General features: G+C 71.5%; 16 protein-coding genes. 15 read left to right on the top strand and 1 reads right to left on the bottom strand.

The genetic code is table 11. The features are described 5' to 3' along the window. Window position 1: 1 nt before the first annotated feature. The gene (locus ACZ4VI_RS23960; RefSeq protein WP_468002209.1) at window positions 2-418 is read left to right on the top strand and encodes a nuclear transport factor 2 family protein; all 417 of its coding nucleotides are present in this window, start codon (window positions 2-4) and stop codon (window positions 416-418) included. A gap of 199 nt (window positions 419-617) precedes the next feature. On the opposite strand, the gene sigJ is transcribed toward ACZ4VI_RS23960, so the two are convergent. After that, entirely contained in the window at window positions 618-1,565 is a 948-nt protein-coding gene (gene sigJ, locus ACZ4VI_RS23955; RefSeq protein WP_468002207.1) for an RNA polymerase sigma factor SigJ, read from the bottom strand. Window positions 1,566-1,735: 170 nt separating this feature from the next. On the opposite strand from sigJ, the gene ACZ4VI_RS23950 reads away from it, so the two are divergent. The 14 genes from ACZ4VI_RS23950 to ACZ4VI_RS23885 all read left to right on the top strand — a co-directional run bounded on the left by ACZ4VI_RS23950 (window position 1,736) and on the right by ACZ4VI_RS23885 (window position 19,934). Next, on the top strand, window positions 1,736-2,725 hold the full coding sequence (locus ACZ4VI_RS23950; protein ID WP_468002205.1) for an NAD(P)H-dependent oxidoreductase: 990 nt from the start codon (window positions 1,736-1,738) through the stop codon (window positions 2,723-2,725). A gap of 138 nt (window positions 2,726-2,863) precedes the next feature. Then, entirely contained in the window at window positions 2,864-3,403 is a 540-nt protein-coding gene (locus ACZ4VI_RS23945) for a GNAT family N-acetyltransferase (RefSeq protein ID WP_468002203.1), read from the top strand. Between the two features lie 303 nt (window positions 3,404-3,706). Next, complete coding sequence (locus ACZ4VI_RS23940) at window positions 3,707-4,921, top strand: ROK family transcriptional regulator (RefSeq protein WP_468002201.1); 1,215 nt, start codon at window positions 3,707-3,709, stop codon at window positions 4,919-4,921. 63 nt (window positions 4,922-4,984) lie between these two features. Further along, window positions 4,985-6,322 (top strand): ABC transporter substrate-binding protein, encoded by a 1,338-nt coding sequence (locus ACZ4VI_RS23935; RefSeq protein WP_468002199.1) that lies wholly within the window; start codon window positions 4,985-4,987, stop codon window positions 6,320-6,322. Between the two features lie 5 nt (window positions 6,323-6,327). Beyond that, a complete protein-coding gene (locus ACZ4VI_RS23930; protein ID WP_468002197.1) occupies window positions 6,328-7,269 on the top strand; it encodes a carbohydrate ABC transporter permease in 942 nt (313 codons plus the stop codon). 2 nt (window positions 7,270-7,271) lie between these two features. Continuing rightward, a complete protein-coding gene (locus ACZ4VI_RS23925) occupies window positions 7,272-8,165 on the top strand; it encodes a carbohydrate ABC transporter permease (protein ID WP_468002196.1) in 894 nt (297 codons plus the stop codon). A gap of 8 nt (window positions 8,166-8,173) precedes the next feature. Next, complete coding sequence (locus ACZ4VI_RS23920) at window positions 8,174-9,439, top strand: 6-phospho-beta-glucosidase (protein ID WP_468002194.1); 1,266 nt, start codon at window positions 8,174-8,176, stop codon at window positions 9,437-9,439. Then, window positions 9,430-10,407 (top strand): N-acetylglucosamine kinase, encoded by a 978-nt coding sequence (locus ACZ4VI_RS23915; protein WP_468002192.1) that lies wholly within the window; start codon window positions 9,430-9,432, stop codon window positions 10,405-10,407. Before ACZ4VI_RS23920 ends, ACZ4VI_RS23915 begins: the two co-directional genes overlap by 10 nt. Before the next feature lie 298 nt (window positions 10,408-10,705). Further along, window positions 10,706-12,133 carry a hypothetical protein gene (locus tag ACZ4VI_RS23910; RefSeq protein ID WP_468002190.1) on the top strand — a complete coding sequence of 476 codons (1,428 nt, stop codon included), beginning with the start codon at window positions 10,706-10,708 and terminating at the stop codon, window positions 12,131-12,133. A 38-nt stretch (window positions 12,134-12,171) separates the two neighbouring features. Continuing rightward, complete coding sequence (locus ACZ4VI_RS23905) at window positions 12,172-13,200, top strand: glutamate ABC transporter substrate-binding protein (RefSeq protein ID WP_468002283.1); 1,029 nt, start codon at window positions 12,172-12,174, stop codon at window positions 13,198-13,200. A gap of 15 nt (window positions 13,201-13,215) precedes the next feature. Further along, complete coding sequence (locus ACZ4VI_RS23900) at window positions 13,216-14,493, top strand: hypothetical protein (RefSeq protein WP_468002188.1); 1,278 nt, start codon at window positions 13,216-13,218, stop codon at window positions 14,491-14,493. A gap of 41 nt (window positions 14,494-14,534) precedes the next feature. After that, the gene (locus ACZ4VI_RS23895; RefSeq protein ID WP_468002281.1) at window positions 14,535-17,036 is read left to right on the top strand and encodes a serine/threonine-protein kinase; all 2,502 of its coding nucleotides are present in this window, start codon (window positions 14,535-14,537) and stop codon (window positions 17,034-17,036) included. An 11-nt stretch (window positions 17,037-17,047) separates the two neighbouring features. Then, complete coding sequence (locus ACZ4VI_RS23890) at window positions 17,048-18,532, top strand: PP2C family serine/threonine-protein phosphatase (RefSeq protein ID WP_468002186.1); 1,485 nt, start codon at window positions 17,048-17,050, stop codon at window positions 18,530-18,532. A 55-nt stretch (window positions 18,533-18,587) separates the two neighbouring features. Beyond that, window positions 18,588-19,934 carry a vWA domain-containing protein gene (locus tag ACZ4VI_RS23885; RefSeq protein ID WP_468002184.1) on the top strand — a complete coding sequence of 449 codons (1,347 nt, stop codon included), beginning with the start codon at window positions 18,588-18,590 and terminating at the stop codon, window positions 19,932-19,934. The last annotated feature ends 39 nt before the right edge of the window (window positions 19,935-19,973 follow it).

Below are 19,973 nucleotides of genomic sequence, written 5' to 3'. Positions count from 1 at the left end.
GATGGGCGACATCGCTGACACTCCCCGGAAGGGTCCCGAGGGCGACCCGGTCCACACCCGGCTCATCGCCCTCGCGAAGGACTGGGCGGATGCCATCGTCTCCAACGACGCCACCCGGATCGGTAGCTTCATGGCCGATGAGTGGGTCATCGTCTCCGAGTCAGGCGTCTCCGCCAAGGAGCAGTTTCTCTCGCTCGTCGAGTCCGGGGAGTTGACCCACTCGGCAATGACCAGCGTCAGCCGGCCGAGGATCCGGGTGTACGGCGATACCGCGGTCTTCACGGCGCGGGTGACGAACACGGCCCACTACAGGGGCCAACGCTTCGACGCCGACGAGTGGACGACCGACGTGTTCGTGAACCGGAACGGCCGCTGGCTGTGCGTGCTGAGCCACATCACGGCGGCAGCCCCGGACTGAGATCCACGAGTCTCCCGTGCCGTATCAGGCAACGTTCACCCTGTCGACCCGGTCCCCCTGCGGGTGATCCGAAGCAGCCGTCTGCCCTCGTCATCGTCGATCTCGCGTAATTCGCCGCCGCGGCCTCGCCGCCAGCGGCACCGAGCGGTGGTGGCTGTGGAGTTCGCGCTCGATGACGCCGTGGTCGAAGTCCAGCCGGTCAGCCCGCCGTCCACGGGCGGAGTTTGTCGGGGTTGCGCACCGCCCAGATGTGCGTGATCCGGCAGGCCGCGACGTCGAACGCGTACACCGCCACGGTGACGCCTTCGTACTCGATCACCAGACCGGCCCGGCCGTTGACCGTGCGCTCCAGGACCGTCAGGCCGCCGGACGCCCGGACGGCGAGGTCGGTGAGGTAACGCGCGATCCCTTCGCCGCCCTCGATCGGGTGGAGCGCGGCGGCGACCACGCCGCCGCCGTCCGCCGTGAACGTCGCGCCGGGGGCGAGGAGTCTGACGAGGGCGTTGATGTCCTGCGTGTCCCACGCCTGTTTGAAGTCCCTGACGAGGCCCGCCTGGTGGGCTGCCGGGGCTGCAGGGGGCAGGGAGGCGCGGACGCGGCGCCGGGCGGAGGAGGCCAGTTCGCGGCATGCTGCCGGGGTGCGGCCGGTGATCCCGGCGATCTCGGCGAACGGGTAGCCGAAGACATCGTGCAGGATGAGCGCGACGCGCTGAGCCGGGGTCATGGATTCGAGGACGACGAGAAACGCCATGCTCACCGACTCGTCGAGTGTGACCCGGTCGGCCGGGTCCGCGGGGTCCGTCGCGGCGGTGCCTTGGCGCCCGCTGATCCAGTCGGTCCGCTCGGGCAGCGGCTCCGGGATCCATTCGCCCACGTAGCGCTCGCGCCGGACCCGCGCCGAGCCGAGGAGGTCCAGGCACACGCGGGTGGCGACCGTCGTCAGCCAGGCGCCGGGGGACTCGATGGCGTCCTGCTGCTGTCGGGACATGGCGTACCAGCGGGTGTAGGTCTCCTGGACCGCGTCCTCGGCCTCGGCCAGGGAACCGAGGAGCCGGTAGGCGAGACCGATCAGCCGCCGCCGCTCGCTGATGATCGCGTCCAAGCGTGCGTCGGACTCGTCGTGCCGTGACTTCGCGTGATCGGTCATGGTTCCGGTGGGCTCCCTGCTCTCGGATCGTCCCTCGCCGGTCCGACGAGACAGCACGTCCGATTGTCAGGTCCTCGACTCTCCCTGACGTTCCGCGGAGTCGTGTCGTCGTACCGCTCGGAGACGCCACCGGCCCGGAGAACCCGGGTGGGACACCTCAGGAGACAGCGATGACCAGGATCGGAATACTCATTGGCAGCACCCGCCCCGGCCGCAAGGGCGACCATGTCGCCCGGTGGGTCCACGAGCGGGCGGCCCGCCGCGGCGACGCCGAATTCGAGGTGATCGACCTGCTCGACCACCCGCTGCCGCATCTCGACGAGCCGCTGCCCGCGCTCGCCGGGCGGTACCGGCACGGGCACACCCAAGCATGGGCGGACACCATCGCCCGCTTCGACGGATTCGTCATGGTCACCCCCGAGTACAACGCCTCCATCCCCGGCGTGCTCAAGAACGCGATCGACTACCTGTACGCGGAGTGGACCCACAAGGCCGTCGGGTTCGTCTCCTACGGCGCCGGCGGCGGCACCCATGCGGCCCGGCAGCTGCGGGCACTGTGTGAGCTCCTCCAGATGGGTGCAGTGACACCGCAGGTCTCACTGTCCCTGCACACCGACTTCGAGGACCACACGACACTCGAGCCGGGCGCCCACCACGTCAGCGCCCTCGACACACTGCTGGACCACGTCGTCACCCAGAGCGCGGAAGGACGGACAGCCACCCCCACACAGCGCGAGACGGACGAAGCCGCGATCCGCCGCCACATCGACGGGATCATCGACGCGATCCAGGCCAAGGACCTCGAGGGCCTGAGGCGGCTCTACTCGACGGACGTCGTGTCCTTCGACATCGATCCGCCCCTCCAGCACGTGGGGATCGACGCGAAGCTCAAGAACTGGGCGAACGTGTTCACGTTCTTCCAGGAGGTGACCTACGAGGTGCGCGACCTGATGCCCACGGTGGGCGAAGACGTGGCGTTCACACACGGCTTCGGTCGCCTCAGCGGCACGCTGCCCGACGGGACTGCGGCGGGCGGCATGTGGGTCCGGGTCACCTTCTGCTTCCGGAAGATCGACGGCGAATGGCTGATCACGCACGACCAGGTCTCCGTGCCGCTGGACATCCTGGGCGGCAAGGGGGTCGTCGACCTCGAACCGTGACGTCAGCGGGCCCTGCGCCGCCCGTCCGGGCGGGCGGGCGGGCGGAGCTTCGGGAGAACAGGGCCGAGACAGGACAATTGAGGCTACAGCTGATCGACTACCCGCCAGGGCCGCCTGACGCACTTCTACGATCTACACATGAGTGACCCGAACCCGGCAGACGAACAACTGCAGACCGCCCGACTGTCGTTGCGGCGTCCGACCGAAGCCGACATCGACGCGATCTTCGCGATCCACCGTGACCCCGAAACCTGCCTGCACAACCCCTCCGACGCGCTCACCCGGCTCGACGAGGCCGGGGAACTGTATCGCCGCTGGAACGACCAGTGGCAGCGGTGCGGATACGGGTACTGGGTCGTCCGACGCCACGGCTCCGCCCTGCAACTCGGATTCTGTGGGATCAAGCCCATGGAGCTGCACGGCATGAAAGTCCTCAACCTCTTCTACCGCTTCGCCACCTCGGCCTGGGGCCAGGGCTTCGCCGGCGAGGCCGCAGCGACGGTCACCACATGGGCATCCCGCCACGTTCCCGACCTCCCACTGATCGCCCGCGTCCGGCCGGCCAACATCGCCTCGCAACGCGTGGCAGTGCGCGCCGGCCTGACGCGAGCAGAGCACCTCGACGAAACCGGATACGACGGCCTCGACTGGATCTATGCAGCAAGACTGCCGAACTGAGCAGCCCCGGACACGGACAGACCTCACCGAACCCCGTGTCCATGGCCGTTCAACGTTCTGAGGGGCGCCCCGCCGTTTGCGGCGGGGCGCCCCTTCGTCGTAGGGCCCGGTCAGAGGCCGAGACTCCTCGGTCGCTGAGCGGCCCCTACGCAACGACCGCGGTCAGGGTATTGACGCATCCCCGACCACCGCCTTACCGTCCTCCCAACCAAATAGGAAACTTTCCTAACAGTGAAGTTGGGGGAGAGCGGGCGACGGGGCAGCAGAATGGCCCCTCCAGAACCGAAGGGCAGGTGCATCGTCATGGCCGGTACGACCCCCGGTACTCCCGGCACCCCGCGTGTGCTGCGGGCCATGAACGACCGCGCGGCCCTCGATCTGCTCCTGGAGCACGGGACCCTGTCCCGTACCCGGATCGGCAAGCTCACCGGCCTGTCCAAGCCGACCGCCTCGCAGCTCCTCGCCCGGCTCGAAGCCGCCGGGCTCGTCGTCGCCACCGGGACCATCGAGGGCCGGCCGGGTCCGAGCGCGCAGCTGTACGCGGTGAACGCGCGGGCCGCCTTCGCCGCCGGACTCGACGTGAGCCCGCACCGGATCCGCGCCGCCGTCGCCGACATCACCGGCGAGGTCGTCGGCGAGTTCGAGCTCCCCACCCCGGGGCGCGCCACGGAAGGCGTCGTACGGCAGGTCACCACCGCCCTCGACGGCGCCGTCAAGGACGCCGGGATCACCCGGGCGGAGGTCCACCGGCTCGTCATCGGCACCCCCGGCGCCTTCGACCCGGCCACCGGGCGCCTGCGGTACGCCTCCCACCTGCCCGGCTGGCACTCCCCCACGCTCCTGGAGGAGCTGGCGGCCGTGCTCCCGATGCCGTTCGAGTACGAGAACGACGTCAACCTGGTGGCCGTCGCCGAGCAGCGCCTGGGCGCCGCCCGGGGCCACGAGGACTTCGTGCTGCTGTGGAACGAGGAGGGCCTCGGCGCCGCCCTCGTCCTCGGCGGCCGGCTCCACCGCGGGTTCACCGGCGGCGCGGGCGAGGTCGGCTTCCTGCCGGTGCCCGGCACCCCGCTCGTACGACAGGTCACCAAGGCCAACTCCGGCGGCTTCCAAGAGCTCGCCGGCGTGCAGTCCGTGCCCCGGATCGCCCGGGCGCTCGGCATCGAGACCCCCGAGCAGCCCTATGTGGCCACCGCGGTCCGGCTGCTCACCCATGCCGCCGCCCACCACGGCGACGACGCCCGGTACGCGGCGCTCCTCGGCCAGTACGCCGAGCGCCTCGCCACCGGTCTCGCCTCCCTCGTCGCCGTACTCGACCCCGAACTCGTCGTCCTCTCCGGTGACGTGATCGTCGCCGGTGGGGAACCCCTGCGCGAGCGCGTCCAGTCCGAACTGGCCGAACTCGCCGCCTCCCGGCCCCGGCTCGTCCTCGCGGACGTGGACCGGCATCCCGTCCTGCGCGGCGCCCTTGAGAGCGCCCTCGCCACCACCCGCGACGAGGTCTTCGACACGTCCCGGTAGGCACCAACCCCTTCCCCGTAAACCCGAATCCCGTAATCCCCTCCGCCACAGGGAGACTTCGTCATGCCCGTACGCCCGCGCAGAGCCGCCGTCGCGCTCGCCGCCACCGCCTCCGTCGCCCTTCTCGCCTCCGCCTGTACCGGCTCCACCGAGAACAAGGCGTCCGACGACCCGAACGCCAAGACGACGATCACCTTCTGGCACGGCTGGTCGGCGCCCTCCGAGGCCAAGGCGATCCAGGACAACGTCGCCCGCTTCGAGAAGGCCCACCCGAACATCAAGGTGAAGGTCGTCGGCAACATCAACGACGACAAGCTCAGCCAGGCGCTGCGCGCGGGCGGTTCGAACGGGCCGGACGTGGCCGCGTCCTTCACCACCTCCAACGTCGGCAAGTTCTGCCACACCGGCGCGTTCGCCGACCTGAAGCCCTTCCTGGAGAAGGACAAGGTGGACCTGGACAAGACCTTCTCGAAGGTCCTCCAGGACTACACCCAGTTCGAGGGCAGGCGCTGCTCGCTGCCGCTGCTCTCCGACGCGTACGGGCTCTACTACAACAAGGACGCCTTCAAGGCGGCCGGCATCACCGCCCCGCCGAAGACCTGGTCGGAGTTCGCCACCGTGGCGAAGAAGCTGACGAAGACGAAGGGCGACTCCTACGAGCAGCTCGGCTTCATGCCGAACTACCTCGGCTACGAGACCGTCCCGAGCCACTACATGTCGCAGTGGAACCACACGTACTTCGACGAGAGCGGCAAGTCGAACCTCGCGAAGGACCCGGGCTTCGCCGAGATGCTGACCTACCAGAAGTCGTTGGTCGACGGCCTGGGCGGGTTCGCGAAGCTGGACAAGTACCGAACCACCTTCGGTGACGAGTGGGGTGCCAAGCACCCCTTCCACACGGGCCAGGTCGCCATGCAGCTGGACGGCGAGTGGCGGCTGAACTTCATCAAGGACGCCAAGGTCGGATTCGAGGTCGGCGTCGCGCCGCTGCCGGTCGCCGACGACGAGGTTGCCGAGTACGGCAAGGGCTACCTCTCCGGCACGATCATCGGCATCGCGCCGCAGAGCAAGAAGCAGAATGCGGCCTGGGAACTGGTCAAGTACATGACCATGGACACGGACGCGGTGGTGGAGTTCGCCAACGCCATCGGCAACGTCCCCTCCACGCTGGACGCCCTGAAGTCGCCGAACCTGAAGTTCGACGAGCGCTTCAAGACCTTCCTGGACATCGCCCAGCACCCCGAGTCCACGACGTCGGACGGCGCCGTGAACGGCTCCACGTACCAGGACACCTTCCAGGACTTCGCCCAGAAGTACGAGAAGGGCCAGGTCCCGGACCTGAAGAAGGGCCTGGAGGAGACCGCGGCCCAGATCGACCGCGACATCGCCCAGGCGAAGTAACCCCCATGACCACGCACACACTCCGGTCGAAGCGCGTGCGCGGCGCGCTTCGCGCCGCGGCGTTCATGTCGCCCTGGCTGATCGGCTTCAGCGTCTTCTTCGCGTACCCGCTCGTCTCGACCGTCTACTTCTCCCTGATGAAGTACGACGGGCTCAACCCGCCGACCTGGCGGGGCCTGGACAACTGGACGTACGTCTTCGCCGACCTGCCGAAGTTCTGGCCTGCGATGCAGAACACCCTCTGGCTGGCGGTCGTCATGGTCGCCTGCCGGGTGGTGTTCGGCCTCGGCATCGGCCTGCTCATCACCAAGATCAAGACCGGCGCCGGGGTCTTCCGTACCCTCTTCTACCTGCCGTACCTGGCCCCGCCGGTCGCCGCGACACTCGCGTTCGTCTTCCTGCTCAACCCGGGCACGGGGCCGGTCAACTCGGTCCTGGAGGCCGTCGGCATCCCGGCGCCCTCCTGGTTCAACGACGCCGCCTGGGCCAAGCCGGCGCTGACCGTCCTCGCCGTGTGGGGCGTCGGGGACCTCATGGTCATCTTCATGGCCGCGCTGCTCGACGTACCGAAGGAGCAGTACGAGGCGGCGGAGCTGGACGGGGCCTCGGCCTGGCAGCGGTTCCGCTACGTCACCCTGCCGAACATCTCGCCGATCGTGCTCTTCGCGGTCGTCACCGGGATCATCGGCGCGATGCAGTACTACACCCAGCCGATCGTGGCGGCGAAGGTCGCCTCGGGGGTGATGGGCGGCTCCGGCCAGACCTTCGAGCCGGGCTATCCGGACGACTCCACGCTGACCCTGCCGCAGCTGGTCTACAACCTCGGCTTCGGCCGCTTCGACTACGGCGCGGCCTGCGTCGTGGCCCTCGTCCTGTTCGCCCTCTCCATGGCCTTCACCGCGCTGCTGATGCGCCGGCGGGGCGGCCTGATCGGCTCGGGTGACTGACCATGACCTCCGTATCCACCGTATCCACGCTCGACCGTCCCTTGACGAATCGCGCGGAGAAGCGCGCCCGCCGCACGGCGGCACTGCACTGGATCGCGGTGCACTCCCTCGGGATCGCCGCGGCCCTGTTCTTCGTGCTGCCGTTCGTCTTCGTCTTCCTGACGTCCCTGATGAGCGACCAGCAGGCGCTGACCCGCGACCTCACGCCGAACACCTGGCACTGGGGCAACTACGTCCGGGTCTTCGAGACCCCCGGCTTCCTGGACTGGTGGAAGAACTCCCTGCTGTACGCCGGGCTCGGCACCGCGCTCGTGGTGGTGTCCTCGATCCCGGTGGCGTACGCGCTCGCCAAACTCCGCTTCCGGGGCCGGCATCTGTCGCTGCTGCTCGTCATCTCGATGATGATGCTGCCGCCGCAGGTGGTCATCATTCCGATGTACCTGTTCTGGGCCAAGCAGATGGATCTGTCCGGCACCCTGTGGCCGCTGATCATCCCGCTGGCGTTCGGTGACGCCTTCGCCATCTTCCTGCTGCGCCAGTTCCTGCTGACGATCCCGAACGAGTACATCGAGGCCGCGAAGCTGGACGGCTGCGGCGAACTGCGCACCCTCCTCAAGGTCGTGCTCCCTATGGCGAGGCCCGGCATCGCCGCCGTTGCGCTGTTCCAGTTCTTCTACTGCTGGAACGACTACTTCGGACCGCAGATCTACACCTCCGAGAACCCGGCGGCGTACACACTGAGTTATGGGCTGGAGTCCTTCAAGGGCGCGCACCACACCGACTGGAATCTGACCATGGCCGCGACCGTACTGGTCATGGCCCCTGTGATCGTCGTCTTCTTCTTCGCCCAGAAGGCGTTCGTCGAGGGCGTCACACTGACCGGAGTGAAGGGCTGATACGACACATGAAGCTCGCTGTCGTGGGGGGCGGCTCCACCTACACCCCCGAACTGATCGACGGATTCGCGCGGTTGCGCGACACCCTGCCCATCACCGAACTCGTCCTCATCGACCCGGCCGCCGACCGCCTGGAGCTGGTCGGCGGGCTCGCCCGGCGGATCTTCGCCAGGCAGGGTCACGACGGGAAGATCGTCACCACCTCCGACGTCGATGCCGGCGTGGAGGGCGCGGACGCCGTCCTGCTCCAGCTGCGGGTCGGCGGGCAGGCGGCCAGGAACCAGGACGAGACCTGGCCGCTGGAGTGCGGCTGCGTCGGCCAGGAGACCACCGGCGCGGGTGGTCTCGCCAAGGCGCTTCGGACCGTGCCGGTCGTCCTGGACATCGCCGAGCGGGTCCGGCGCACCAACCCGGACGCCTGGATCATCGACTTCACCAACCCCGTCGGCATCGTCACCCGCGCGCTGCTCCAGGCCGGGCACAAGGCCGTGGGGCTGTGCAACGTGGCGATCGGCTTCCAGCGCAAGTTCGCCGGGCTGCTCGGTGTCGCCCCGGCCGAGATCCACCTGGACCACGTCGGGCTCAACCACCTGACCTGGGAGACCGGCGTACGGCTCGGCGGGCCGGAGGGCGAGAACGTGCTGCCGCGGCTGCTCGCCGAGCACGGCGACACCATCGCCGACGATCTGCGGCTGCCGCGCCTGGTCATGGACCGCTTCGGCGTCGTCCCCTCGTACTACCTGCGGTACTTCTACGCGCACGACGAGGTCGTACGGGAGCTGGGCACCAAGCCCTCGCGGGCCGCCGAGGTCGCCGCGATGGAGAAGGAACTCCTGGAGATGTACGGCGACCCGGCGCTCGACGAGAAGCCGGCCCTGCTCGGCAAGCGCGGCGGCGCCTTCTACTCCGAGGCCGCCGTGGACCTGGCCGCCTCGCTGCTTGGCGGTGGGGGCTCGCCGTACCAGGTGGTGAACACGTACAACAACGGCACGCTGCCGTTCCTCGCCGACGACGCCGTCATCGAGGTGCAGGCCGCGGTGGGTTCCGGCGGTGCGACGCCGCTGCCGGTCCCGTCGGTGGACCCGCTGTACGCCGGGCTGATCGCGAACGTGACCGCGTACGAGGACCTGGCTCTGGAGGCGGCGCTGCGCGGCGGTCGCGACCGGGTGTTCAAGGCGCTGCTCGCGCACCCGCTGGTCGGGCAGTACGCGTACGCCGACGGCCTCACCGACCGGCTGATCGCCCACAACCGGGAGCACCTCGCGTGGGCGTGAACCTCGACGGCGTGCTCCTGGCGATCGACGCGGGCAACAGCAAGACGGACGTGGCGGTCGTGGGGGCGGACGGGACCGTCCTCGGCACGGCGCGCGGCGGCGGGTTCCAGCCGCCCGTGGTCGGGGTCGGGGCGGCCGTGGACGGGCTGGCGGAGGCGGTGGGGCGCGCGGCCGCCGAGGCGGGCCGTCCACCGGCGTACGCGCATGTCTCCGCCTGTCTCGCCAACGCCGATCTCCCGGTGGAGGAGGCGCGGTTGACGTCCGCCCTGGAGGCGCGCGGCTGGGGCCGCTCGGTCCGGGTGTACAACGACACGTTCGCCGTCCTGCGCGCCGGGGTCGACGAGCCGCGCGGGGTCGCCGTGGTCTGCGGGGCCGGGATCAACTGCGTGGGGATGCTGCCGGACGGGCGTACGGCCCGCTTCCCCGCCCTGGGGAAGATCTCCGGCGACTGGGGCGGTGGCAGCGGACTCGCCGAGGAGGCGCTCTGGTTCGCGGCCCGCGCGGAGGACGGGCGGGGCGAGCCGACCGCGCTCGCGCGCACGCTGCCCGCGCACTTCGGGCTGCCGACGATGTACGCGCTGATCGAGGCGCTGCATCTGGGGAGCATCCCCTACGAGCGGCGGCACGAGCTGACGCCCGTGCTGTTCCGTACGAGCGCCGAGGGTGACGCGGTCGCCCGCTCCCTGGTGCACCGGCTGGCCGACGAGGTCACCGCCCTGTCGACGGTCGCGCTCGGCCGGCTCGGGCTGCTCGACGAGGAGGCCCCGGTGGTGCTGGGCGGCAGTGTGCTGGCCGCGCGCCATCCCGAGCTGGACAGCCGGATCGCCGAACTCCTCGCCGTGAAGGCCCCGAAGGCGGTGATCGACGTGGTCACCTCCCCGCCGGTCCTGGGCGCGGCGCTGCTGGGGCTTGACGCGGTGGCGGCGGGGCCGGAGGCCGCGGCGCGGCTGCGGGCGCAATTCGCCTGAGGTGTCACAGGCGGTGTCACAGGCGTAGTACGCCGGGGCGTCTCCCGCGCAGGGGGGCGCCCAGGCCTTCGTTCACCCGTTCGTGGTGGTCGATCGTGGAACCGATTCCGGCCGGAAAGCGTATTCATAGCAGGGGGTTCGCCTACGGGGGGTGGGCGCGTTGGGGCACGATAGGAACAAGATCCAGTCAATCCTGGTGTGCGGGTGGGGCCCCTGAGGCCATACTGCTGGCCGGGTTTCCATGTTTCCGGACAGGCCGGAAGCACGGACCAGACGTCGGACCGAGGGGGAGGCCACGTTGACATACCCGCCGAATGCGCCCGCCGCCTCGGCGCCGGGCACCGCGCCCGCGCGGACGGGACCCGGCGTGCCCGCTCAGGGGCCGCCGCCGGTGCCTTCCGTCGCGCCGACGCCTGGCGGGCGGGGGGCCTGGGACGAGGTCCGGGTGCGGCTGCGGCGCGCCGCCACGACCGAGCCGGGGCGGCTGCAGATCCTGGGTGCCGTACTGGCCCTGCTGGTCGTCGCGTTCGGGGCCGTCGCCGCCTACGAGGTGTCCGACCGGGCCTCCTCCGCCGACGACGTGGTGAGCCGCAGCCAGCCGCTGAGCGCCGACGCCGCGAGCATCTACCGTTCGCTGGCCGACGCCGACACGGCCGCGGCCAGCGCCTTCCTTTCCAAGGAGCGGGACCCCGCGGACCTCCAGAAGCGGTACGCGGACGACATCACCACCGCGTCCCGGCTCCTGGTCAAGGCGGCGGCGAGCACCGGCGGCTCGTCGGAGTCCGCCCGCGAGATCACCACCCTGAATGAACAACTCCCCCGCTACACCGGCCTGATCGAGCGCGCCCGCGCCGCCAACCGGCAGGGCCTGCCGCTCGGCGGCGCCTATCTGCGGTACGCGAACCAGCTGATGACCACGCAGCTCCTGCCGGCGGCCGAGCGGCTGTACGAGGCGGAGACCGCGCGGCTCCAGCAGGACGACGAGGACGCCCGCGACTGGCCGTTCCTCTCCCTCGCCCTCGGCGGCGCCGCCCTCGCCGTCCTGGTCTGGGCCCAGCGCCGCACCTACGCGCGGACGAACCGGGTGTTCAACCAGGGCCTGCTCGCCGCGACCGCCGCCTCCGTGATAGTGCTGCTCTGGCTCGCCGCGGCGCACACGGTCGCCCGCGCCGGGCTCGACGACGCCCGCGTGCACGGGCAGAGCTCGCTCCAGGTCCTCAACGCGGCCCGGATCAGCTCCCTGAAGGCGCGGGCCAACGAGAACCTGACACTGGTCGCGCGCGGCGCGGTCCTCACCGAGGACGGCAAGAACGACAAGTACGAAACCGACTACACGAGCAGCATGAAGACGCTGACGGACGCGCTCGCCGAGGCGCGGGAGCTCGCCGACGACGACGCCGGACGCGATCCGCTGAGCGCGGCCGCGGACCGTACGGCCGAGTGGAAGCAGCGCCACAAGGACGCCCGGGAGAAGGACGACGCGGGCAACTACGAAGGCGCGCGGACCAGCGTCGTCGGACCCGGCGAGTCCACCGGGCAGTCCTTCGACCAGGTCGACGCGGCCCTGAAGCGGGCCCTGGACCACGAGCAGAGCGAGTTCACCCGGGCCGCCGAGGGCGGGCGGGGCGCGCTCACCGCGCTCCCGCTGGGCGCGGCCGTGCTCGGGATACTGGGCGCGGCGGGCGCCGTCATGGGCATCAACCGCAGGCTGTCGGAGTACCGGTGAGAGGGGGCGGGATGCGGAACGGCGTCGACGGCGCGAGGATGCGCGGCCCGGCCGGGCTCCTGAGCGGGCGTCCCCTGGGGCGGCTGCGCGGCTGGGGCGGTGTCGGCGCGATGGCCGTGGCCTGCGCGCTGACCGCCTCGCTGACCCTGCTGCCGCTGGCCCACGGCGGGAGCGGTGCCCCGGTGGATCCCGTGGCGACCGGTCCGGGTGTCGGTATCGGCGTGCAGGTCAAGGCGGACAGCTGCGAGAACCCCGAGGCCTCGCTCACCCCGTCGACCGCCGAAGGACCGGCGGTGGCGGCGATCAAGGCCCGCGGGAAGCTCGTCGTCGGTGTCGACCAGAACAGCTTCAACTGGGGGTACTTCAACCCCGAGAGCAGGGAGCTGGAAGGATTCGACATCTCGCTGGCCAAGGCGATCGCCAAGGACCTGCTGGGCAGCGAGGACGCGGTCATCTTCCGCACGATCCCGACCAACCAGCGGATCGCGGCCCTGGACAGCGGCAAGGTCGACCTCGTCGTCCGCACGATGACGATCAACTGCAAGCGGATCGAGCAGGTCGCCTTCTCCACGGCCTACTTCCAGGCCGGCCAGCAGGTTCTCGCGCCCAAGGACTCGAAGATCTCCGGGTACGACTCCTCGCTCGGCGGCAAGCGGGTCTGCACGGCGGAGGGCTCCACGGCCTACGAGGCCCTGGAGAAGAACTCCTTCGGCGCCACGTTCAAGGACGAGGGCGACGGCACCAAGGACGACCGGGACCAGCTCACCGTCCCGAACCAGCTGGACTGCCTGGCCCGGCTCCAGATGGGCGAGGTCGACGCCGTCGTCACGGACAACGCGCTGGCGGCGGGACAGGCCGCCCAGGACCCGGCCGTCGAGCTCAAGGGCAGACCGTTCACCACCGAGTACTACGGAGTGGCCGCCAAGCTCGGCAACGACGACCTGGTCCGCCGGGTCAACCAGGTCCTCGTGCAGTACCGCCAGGGCGCCTGGACGGCGGCGTACGACAAGTGGCTGAAGGCGGACCTGCCCGGGATATCCGGGCCGCCCGCACCCATGTACAAGTAGAGCGAGAGGTGATCGATGGGCGTCGCGGGCACCCCCGGGCCGGTGATGGACCGGGACGAGGTGGACCGTGCGCTGGCGCGGCTCGGCGCGGAGCACAAGGCGATCGAGGACTCGCTGCTTGCGCTCCAGGACCACGCGGGCCGCAGGCTGCTCGAAGGCGCCGAGCTGACCGGGACCACCCGGGAGCGCTGGCAGTCCACGGAGCGGACGATCACCCTGCTCTGGACGTACTTCGACGCGTACACCGGCGCGCTGCGCGAAGCCAGTGAGCTGCGGGCGCGGCGGCGCTGGTCCAGCCGCGAGGACCTGGAGGAGCTGACCGAGCGGCTGCGCGGCGAGAGTGTCCACGTCTCGGGCGGGGCGCAGCAGGAGGCCCGGCTCTCCGAGCGGTTCACGCTGTCGCGCCTTGTCGACCGGATGAACGAGCTGTACGCGTCCTCGCTCGACATGGTCGTGACCGCCGACGCCGTCTGGTCCGCGCTGCCCGCGCGGATAGACCTGCTCGCCGCCGAACTCGGCCGGACGCGCTCGCTGGCCCACTCCGTCGGCGTACGGCCCGGGGAGCATCCGGCAGGCGACGAGCTGGAGGAGATCACGGCCGAGCTGACCACCCTGCGCGCCCAGGTCGTCACCGACCCGCTGGCCTTCTGGCGGCCCGCCGCGGGCAGTTCGGCGCCGGGCGGCGGACGGCCGGACACCGAGCGGTACGACCGGGCGGCCCGTGCGCTCGAGGACATCCGGCGGGAGATCGAGGCGGTCCTCGCGGTCCGGCAGGACTCCGAGGAGCGGCTGCTGCGGCTGCGGGACGTCCTCTCGCGCGCCGACCGGACGCTCGCCGAGGCGCGGGTGGCGCGCGGCGAGGTCCTCGCCAAGATCGCCGCCTCCGAGGTGCCGGCCGTCAGCGGTCCGCCGACGGTCCTCCAGGAGCGCCTCGCGACGGCCGCCGAGTACCGCAGGCACGCCCAGTGGCACCGGCTCTCCCCGCTCCTGGAGTCCCTTGAGCAGGAGGCCGAGGACGAACTGCAGCGCGCCCGCGCGTCCTTGACCGCCGTCACCGCGCCGCTCGCGGTCCGCGCCGAGCTGCGCGGCCGGCTCGACGCGTACAAGGCGAAGGTGGCCCGGCTCGGCGCGGCGGAGGATCCGCTGCTGATCGAGCGGTACGACGCGGCGCGCCGGATGCTGTGGAGCGCGCCCTGCGACCTGCGGGTCGCCGAGCAGGCGGTGCTGCGGTACCAGCAGGCCGCGGCAGATGTTCTGTCCGGCCCCAGAGACGCCAGGGGGAGTCAGTGGTGAGCGCCTGTCAGCGTCCCTCGTGTGAGGGCTCGTACGAGGACATGGGTGGCGGCGAGCTGTACTGCGACACCTGTGGGCTCGCCCCGGTCGTGGCGCCCGGCGGTCTGCTGCAGTCCACCCCGACGGGTATGGCCGTGCCCGGCAAGGGCGGCTCGGGGTCCGGTTCGTCGCGGTCGAGTTCGCGGGCCTCGGCCCGCAGCTCCTCGCGCTCCTCGCGCTCGTCGACCTCCCGCCGCTCGGTCTCCGGGCGGCTGTCCCGCTCGCTGTCGGGCGGGAGCAGCAGCCGTTCGGTGTCGGTGCGCAGCTCCGGCTCGTCGACCGCGCAGTCCGGGCGGAACCGGCTGGGCGCCGGCCTGGTGACGATCCCGGAGGTGCCGCGCCCCGACCCGCGCGCCGCGGTGATGGAGAACCCCGAGGTCCCCGAGAGGAAGCGATTCTGCTCGCGCTCGGACTGCGGTGCCCCGGTGGGCCGTTCGCGCGGTGACCGGCCGGGCCGTACGGAGGGCTTCTGCACCAAGTGCGGACACCCGTACTCCTTCGTGCCGAAGCTGCGCGGCGGGGACATCGTGCACGGGCAGTACGAGGTCGCGGGCTGTCTCGCGCACGGCGGTCTCGGCTGGATCTACCTGGCGGTCGACCGGGCGGTCTCCGACCGCTGGGTGGTCCTCAAGGGCCTGCTCGACACGGGCGACCAGGACGCGATGGCCGCGGCGATCTCCGAGCGCCGCTTCCTCGCCGAGATCGAGCACTCCAACATCGTCCGGATCTACAACTTCGTCGAGCACCTCGACCCGCGCACCGGCTCCCTGGACGGCTACATCGTCATGGAGTACGTCGGCGGCAAGTCGCTCAAGGAGATCGCCAACGACCGCCGGACGCCGGACGGCAGGCGCGATCCGCTGCCGGTGGAGCAGGCGTGCGCGTACGGGATCGAGGCTCTGGAGGCGCTCGGGCACCTGCACAGCCGGAACCTGCTGTACTGCGACTTCAAGGTCGACAACGCGATCCAGACCGAGGACCAGCTGAAGCTGATCGACATGGGCGCGGTCCGGCGGATGGACGACGACGAGTCGGCGATCTACGGCACGGTGGGCTACCAGGCGCCGGAGGTGGCCGAGGTCGGCCCGTCGGTGGCGAGCGACCTGTACACGGTGGCCCGCACGCTCGCCGTACTGACCTTCGACTTCCAGGGCTACACGAACGTCTTCGTCGACTCGCTGCCCGACCCGGAGCACATCGAGGTCCTCCGGACGTACGAGTCCTTCTACCGTTTCCTGGTCCGCGCGACGGACCCCGACCCGGCCCGCCGTTTCGCCTCCGCGCAGGAGATGGCGGAGCAGCTGACGGGCGTCCTCCGCGAGGTCGTCGCCCTCCAGTCGGGCCGCCCACGCCCGGCGCTCTCGACACTCTTCGGCACGGAACTGCGGGTCACGGACACGGAGTTGTTCGCGGAACTGACGGAGGATGTCTCGGTCCTGGGTGCGCGTGCGCCGCGCGGCGGGCGGCGGAGCCGCACGTCGCGGGCCGCGCAGGGCGCGTCCGGTACGGGCGCGGGGCCCGTCCAGGCGCAGGGCACTAGGGCCGTCGCGGCGCAGGGCTCACCGGGCGCCGGGGCCTTTCTCGTGGCGCTCGACGCGCGGGCCGCCTCGCTGGCGCTGCCCGTGCCGCGGGTCGATCCGGGGGACCCCAACGCCGGTTTCCTCGCCGGACTGATGGCCTCCGCTCCGGCCGAGCTGATCAGCGCCCTGCACACCGCGCCCGCGCCCTCCCTGGAGCTGCGGCTGCGGGAGCTGCGGGCCCGCCTGGAGATGGCCGACGTGGGCTCCGCCGGGCGCGCCCTGACCACGCTGGAGGAGGAGCACCCGGACGACTGGCGGGTGGTCTGGTACCGCGGCATCACCTCGCTCGTGACCGGCGACCACGAGAACGCGGCGCTGTCGTTCGACGCGATCTACGACGCCTTCCCCGGTGAGCCCGCGCCCAAGCTGGCCCTCGGCATCTGCGCCGAGGTGCTCGGCCAGCTGGACAACGCCGCGGAGTACTACCGCCTGGTGTGGGCGACCGACCCGAGCTTCGTGAGCGCCGCGTTCGGGCTCGCCCGGGTGCGGCTCGCGGCCGGCGACCGTACCGGAGCCGTACGCACCCTGGAGTCCGTACCGGAGGCGTCCATCCACTACACCGCGGCCCGGGTCGCCGCCGTACGGGCGCGGCTGCGGCGGCGGGCCGCGAACGAGCCGCTCGGCGCGGACCTGACGGCGGCCGCAGCGCAGGTCTCCGCGCTCCAGGGCTTCGGCCTCGACGCGGTGCGCCGGGAGCGGCTGTCGACGGAGGTCCTCGGCACGGCGCTCGACTGGGTACTCTCCGGAAGTCCCGGAGCAGCTCCGGACGGCACGCGGCTGCTCGGCAGCGAACTGGACGAGCGCGGGCTGCGCTTCGGCCTCGAACGCTCGTACCGGGTGCTCGCCCGGCTCGCTCAGCGGGGCGAGGAGAGGATCGAACTGGTGGAGCGGGCCAACCGTTTCCGCCCCCGGACGTGGGTGTGAGTATGTCCCAGATGCCCCAGCACGATTTCTCGGCCTGCCCGGGCTGCGCGGAGCCGCTGGAGTCGGGTGACCGGTTCTGCGGGGCGTGCGGTTACGACCTCTCGGCCGTACCGGCGGCGGTCCCGGAGCCGGACCGCCCGACCGTGGCCATCGGTACGCCGGTGAACTGGCCCGAGCCGCCACACCGCGAGCCGGGTGCGCTCTCGACGGCGACCCAGCACCCGGGCGACCTCCCGGGCACGGACTCGGGCGGCCGCGACCTGCCCACGATCCCGGTCCGCACGGACGGCCCGTACGCGGCGGGCATGTCTGGCACGCCGGGCGCCGCACCGGGCACTGCGGGCACGGCCGGCACGGCCGGCACGCCGGGCTCTGCGGGTACGGCCGGCACGGTCGGCACGCCTGCCGGTGCCGGGGCCTTCGGGGCGCCCCTCAGTGGGCTCGCTGCGCTCGCCGCCCAGGCCGGGGAAAGCCAGGAGCCGGCCGCCGCCCCCGCCCCCGAGGGGGACTTCACGCTCGCCGCGCCCGACCCGCGGACGGCCGCCGCGCAGTTCGCCACCCCGCCCGCCGGGACCAAGCTGTGCGTCGCCTGCCGGGCCGGGGCCGTGGACCCCGACGGGTACTGCGAGAACTGCGGGCACGCCCAGCCGCGCGAGCGCGACCACATGGAGCAGGAGCTCTCCACCGTCGCCGCCGTCAGCGACCGCGGTCTGCGCCACCACCGCAACGAGGACGCGTTCGCGGTCTCCGCCACCGCGCTCCCCGACGGTTCCCCCGCCACCCTCGCGATCGTCTGCGACGGTGTCTCCTCGGCGACCCGCCCCGACGAGGCCTCTGCCGCCGCCGCGCAGGCCGCCGGGCAGTCGCTGCTCACCGCCCTGCCCCGCGGCACCCACCCGCAGCAGGCCATGCACGAGGCGATCGTCGCCGCCGCCGAGGCGGTCAACTCCCTGGCCGAGGAGCCCGGCCAGGACGGCATGGAGCACGACCCCCACCGCCACCAGAACGCCCCGGCCTGCACCATCGTCGGCGCGGTCGTCGCCGACGGACTGCTGATCGTCGGCTGGGTCGGCGACAGCCGGGCCTACTGGGTGCCGGACGACCGGACCTCCCCGCCCGCCCGGCTCACCCAGGACGACTCCTGGGCCGCCCAGATGGTCGCCGCGGGCCTGATGAACGAGGCGGAGGCGTACGCCGACGAGCGCGCCCACGCCATCACCGGCTGGCTCGGCGCCGACGCGTACGAACTGGAGCCGCACACCGCCGCGTTCAAGCCCGACCGCCCCGGTGTCGTCGTGGTCTGCACCGACGGGCTCTGGAACTACGCCGAGGCCGCCGACGACATGGCCCGGGTCGTGCCCGCCGACGCCGCCGGACGGCCGCTGCACGGCGCCCAGGTGCTGGTCGGCCACGCCCTGGACGGCGGGGGCCACGACAACGTAACAGTGGCGCTGCTGCCGTTCACCCTCTCACCGCAAGGGGCAGGATCGGCCTGAGCGGTCGCCGGCCAATCTGTCCCCTTCACATGTGTTTGTCGAGGAGCCTCAACCCATGGCGAACTTCTCCAAGTCGAACGTGCCCCAGTTCTCGGTGGACGTGTACCAGAACGAGTTCCTGCCCGAGGGCGGCCGCGAGGTCAACGCCATCGTCACGGTCACCTCGACCGGCGGCGGCACGAGCGGTGGCGCGGCGCTGACGGGCGCCGGCTCCGACGCCCGTTCCGGCGCCGACGCGGCCGTGGTGATCATGGTCGACTGCTCGGGTTCGATGGACTACCCGCCGACGAAGATGCGCGGCGCCCGGGACGCCACGGCCGCCGCCATCGACGCGCTGCGGGACGGCACCTCCTTCGCCGTCGTCGCCGGCACGCACGTGGCCAACGAGGTGTACCCCGGCAACGGCCGGCTCGCCGTCGCCGGCCCCGCGACCCGCGGCCAGGCGAAGGACGCGCTGCGCAGGCTGAGCGCGGGCGGCGGCACGGCGATCGGCACCTGGCTGCGCCTCACCGACCGGCTGCTCGGCTCCGCCGACGTATCGATCCGGCACGGCATCCTGCTCACCGACGGCCGCAACGAGCACGAGTCGCCGGAGGACCTGCGGGCCGCGCTCGACGCGTGCGCGGGCCGCTTCACCTGTGACGCGCGCGGTGTCGGTACGGACTGGGAGGTCAAGGAGGTCACCGGCATCGCCTCCGCGCTGCTCGGCACGGCCGACATCGTGGCCGATCCGCAGGGCCTCGCGGCGGACTTCACCGCGATGATGGAGAACGCCATGGGCAAGGAGGTCGCGGATGTCGCGCTCCGCCTGTGGACCCCGGTCGGGGTGGAGATCGGATTTGTGAAGCAGGTCGCGCCGACCGTCGAGGATCTGACCGGACGCCGTACGGAGGCGGGACCGCGGGCCGGGGACTACCCGACCGGTTCGTGGGGCGACGAGTCCCGCGACTACCACGTCTGCGTCCGGGTTCCGCAGGCCGGGATCGGGCAGGAGATGCTCGCCGCCCGGGTCTCGCTGATCGTCCCGGACGCGCTCGGCGGCACCCCCAAGACGCTGGGTCAGGGTCTCGTACGGGCCGTGTGGACGGACGACATGGCGATGTCGACCTCGATCAATCCGCAGGTCGCGCACTACACCGGCCAGGCCGAGTTGGCGCAGGTCATCCAGCAGGGACTGGACGCCCGCAAGTCCGGCGACCGCGACGGGGCGACCGCCAAACTGGGGCGCGCGGTGCAGTTGGCGGCCGCCTCCGGCAACGAGGGCACTGCGAAACTGCTTTCGAAGGTGGTGGACGTCGTCGACGCGGCGACGGGTACTGTGCGGTTGAAGGCGAAGGTCGCGGAAGCGGACGAGATGACTCTCGAGACCCGCTCCACCAAGACGGTTCGCGTCAAGAAGTAGCCCGGCCCCGGGCCGGACGACGAGAGGGGGAAGCACCGA

It is taken from the genome of Streptomyces sp. NPDC029169 (assembly GCF_055563935.1).
Note: the sequence above shows the minus strand (reverse complement) of the source record. Positions and strands in the feature narration are given on the sequence as shown.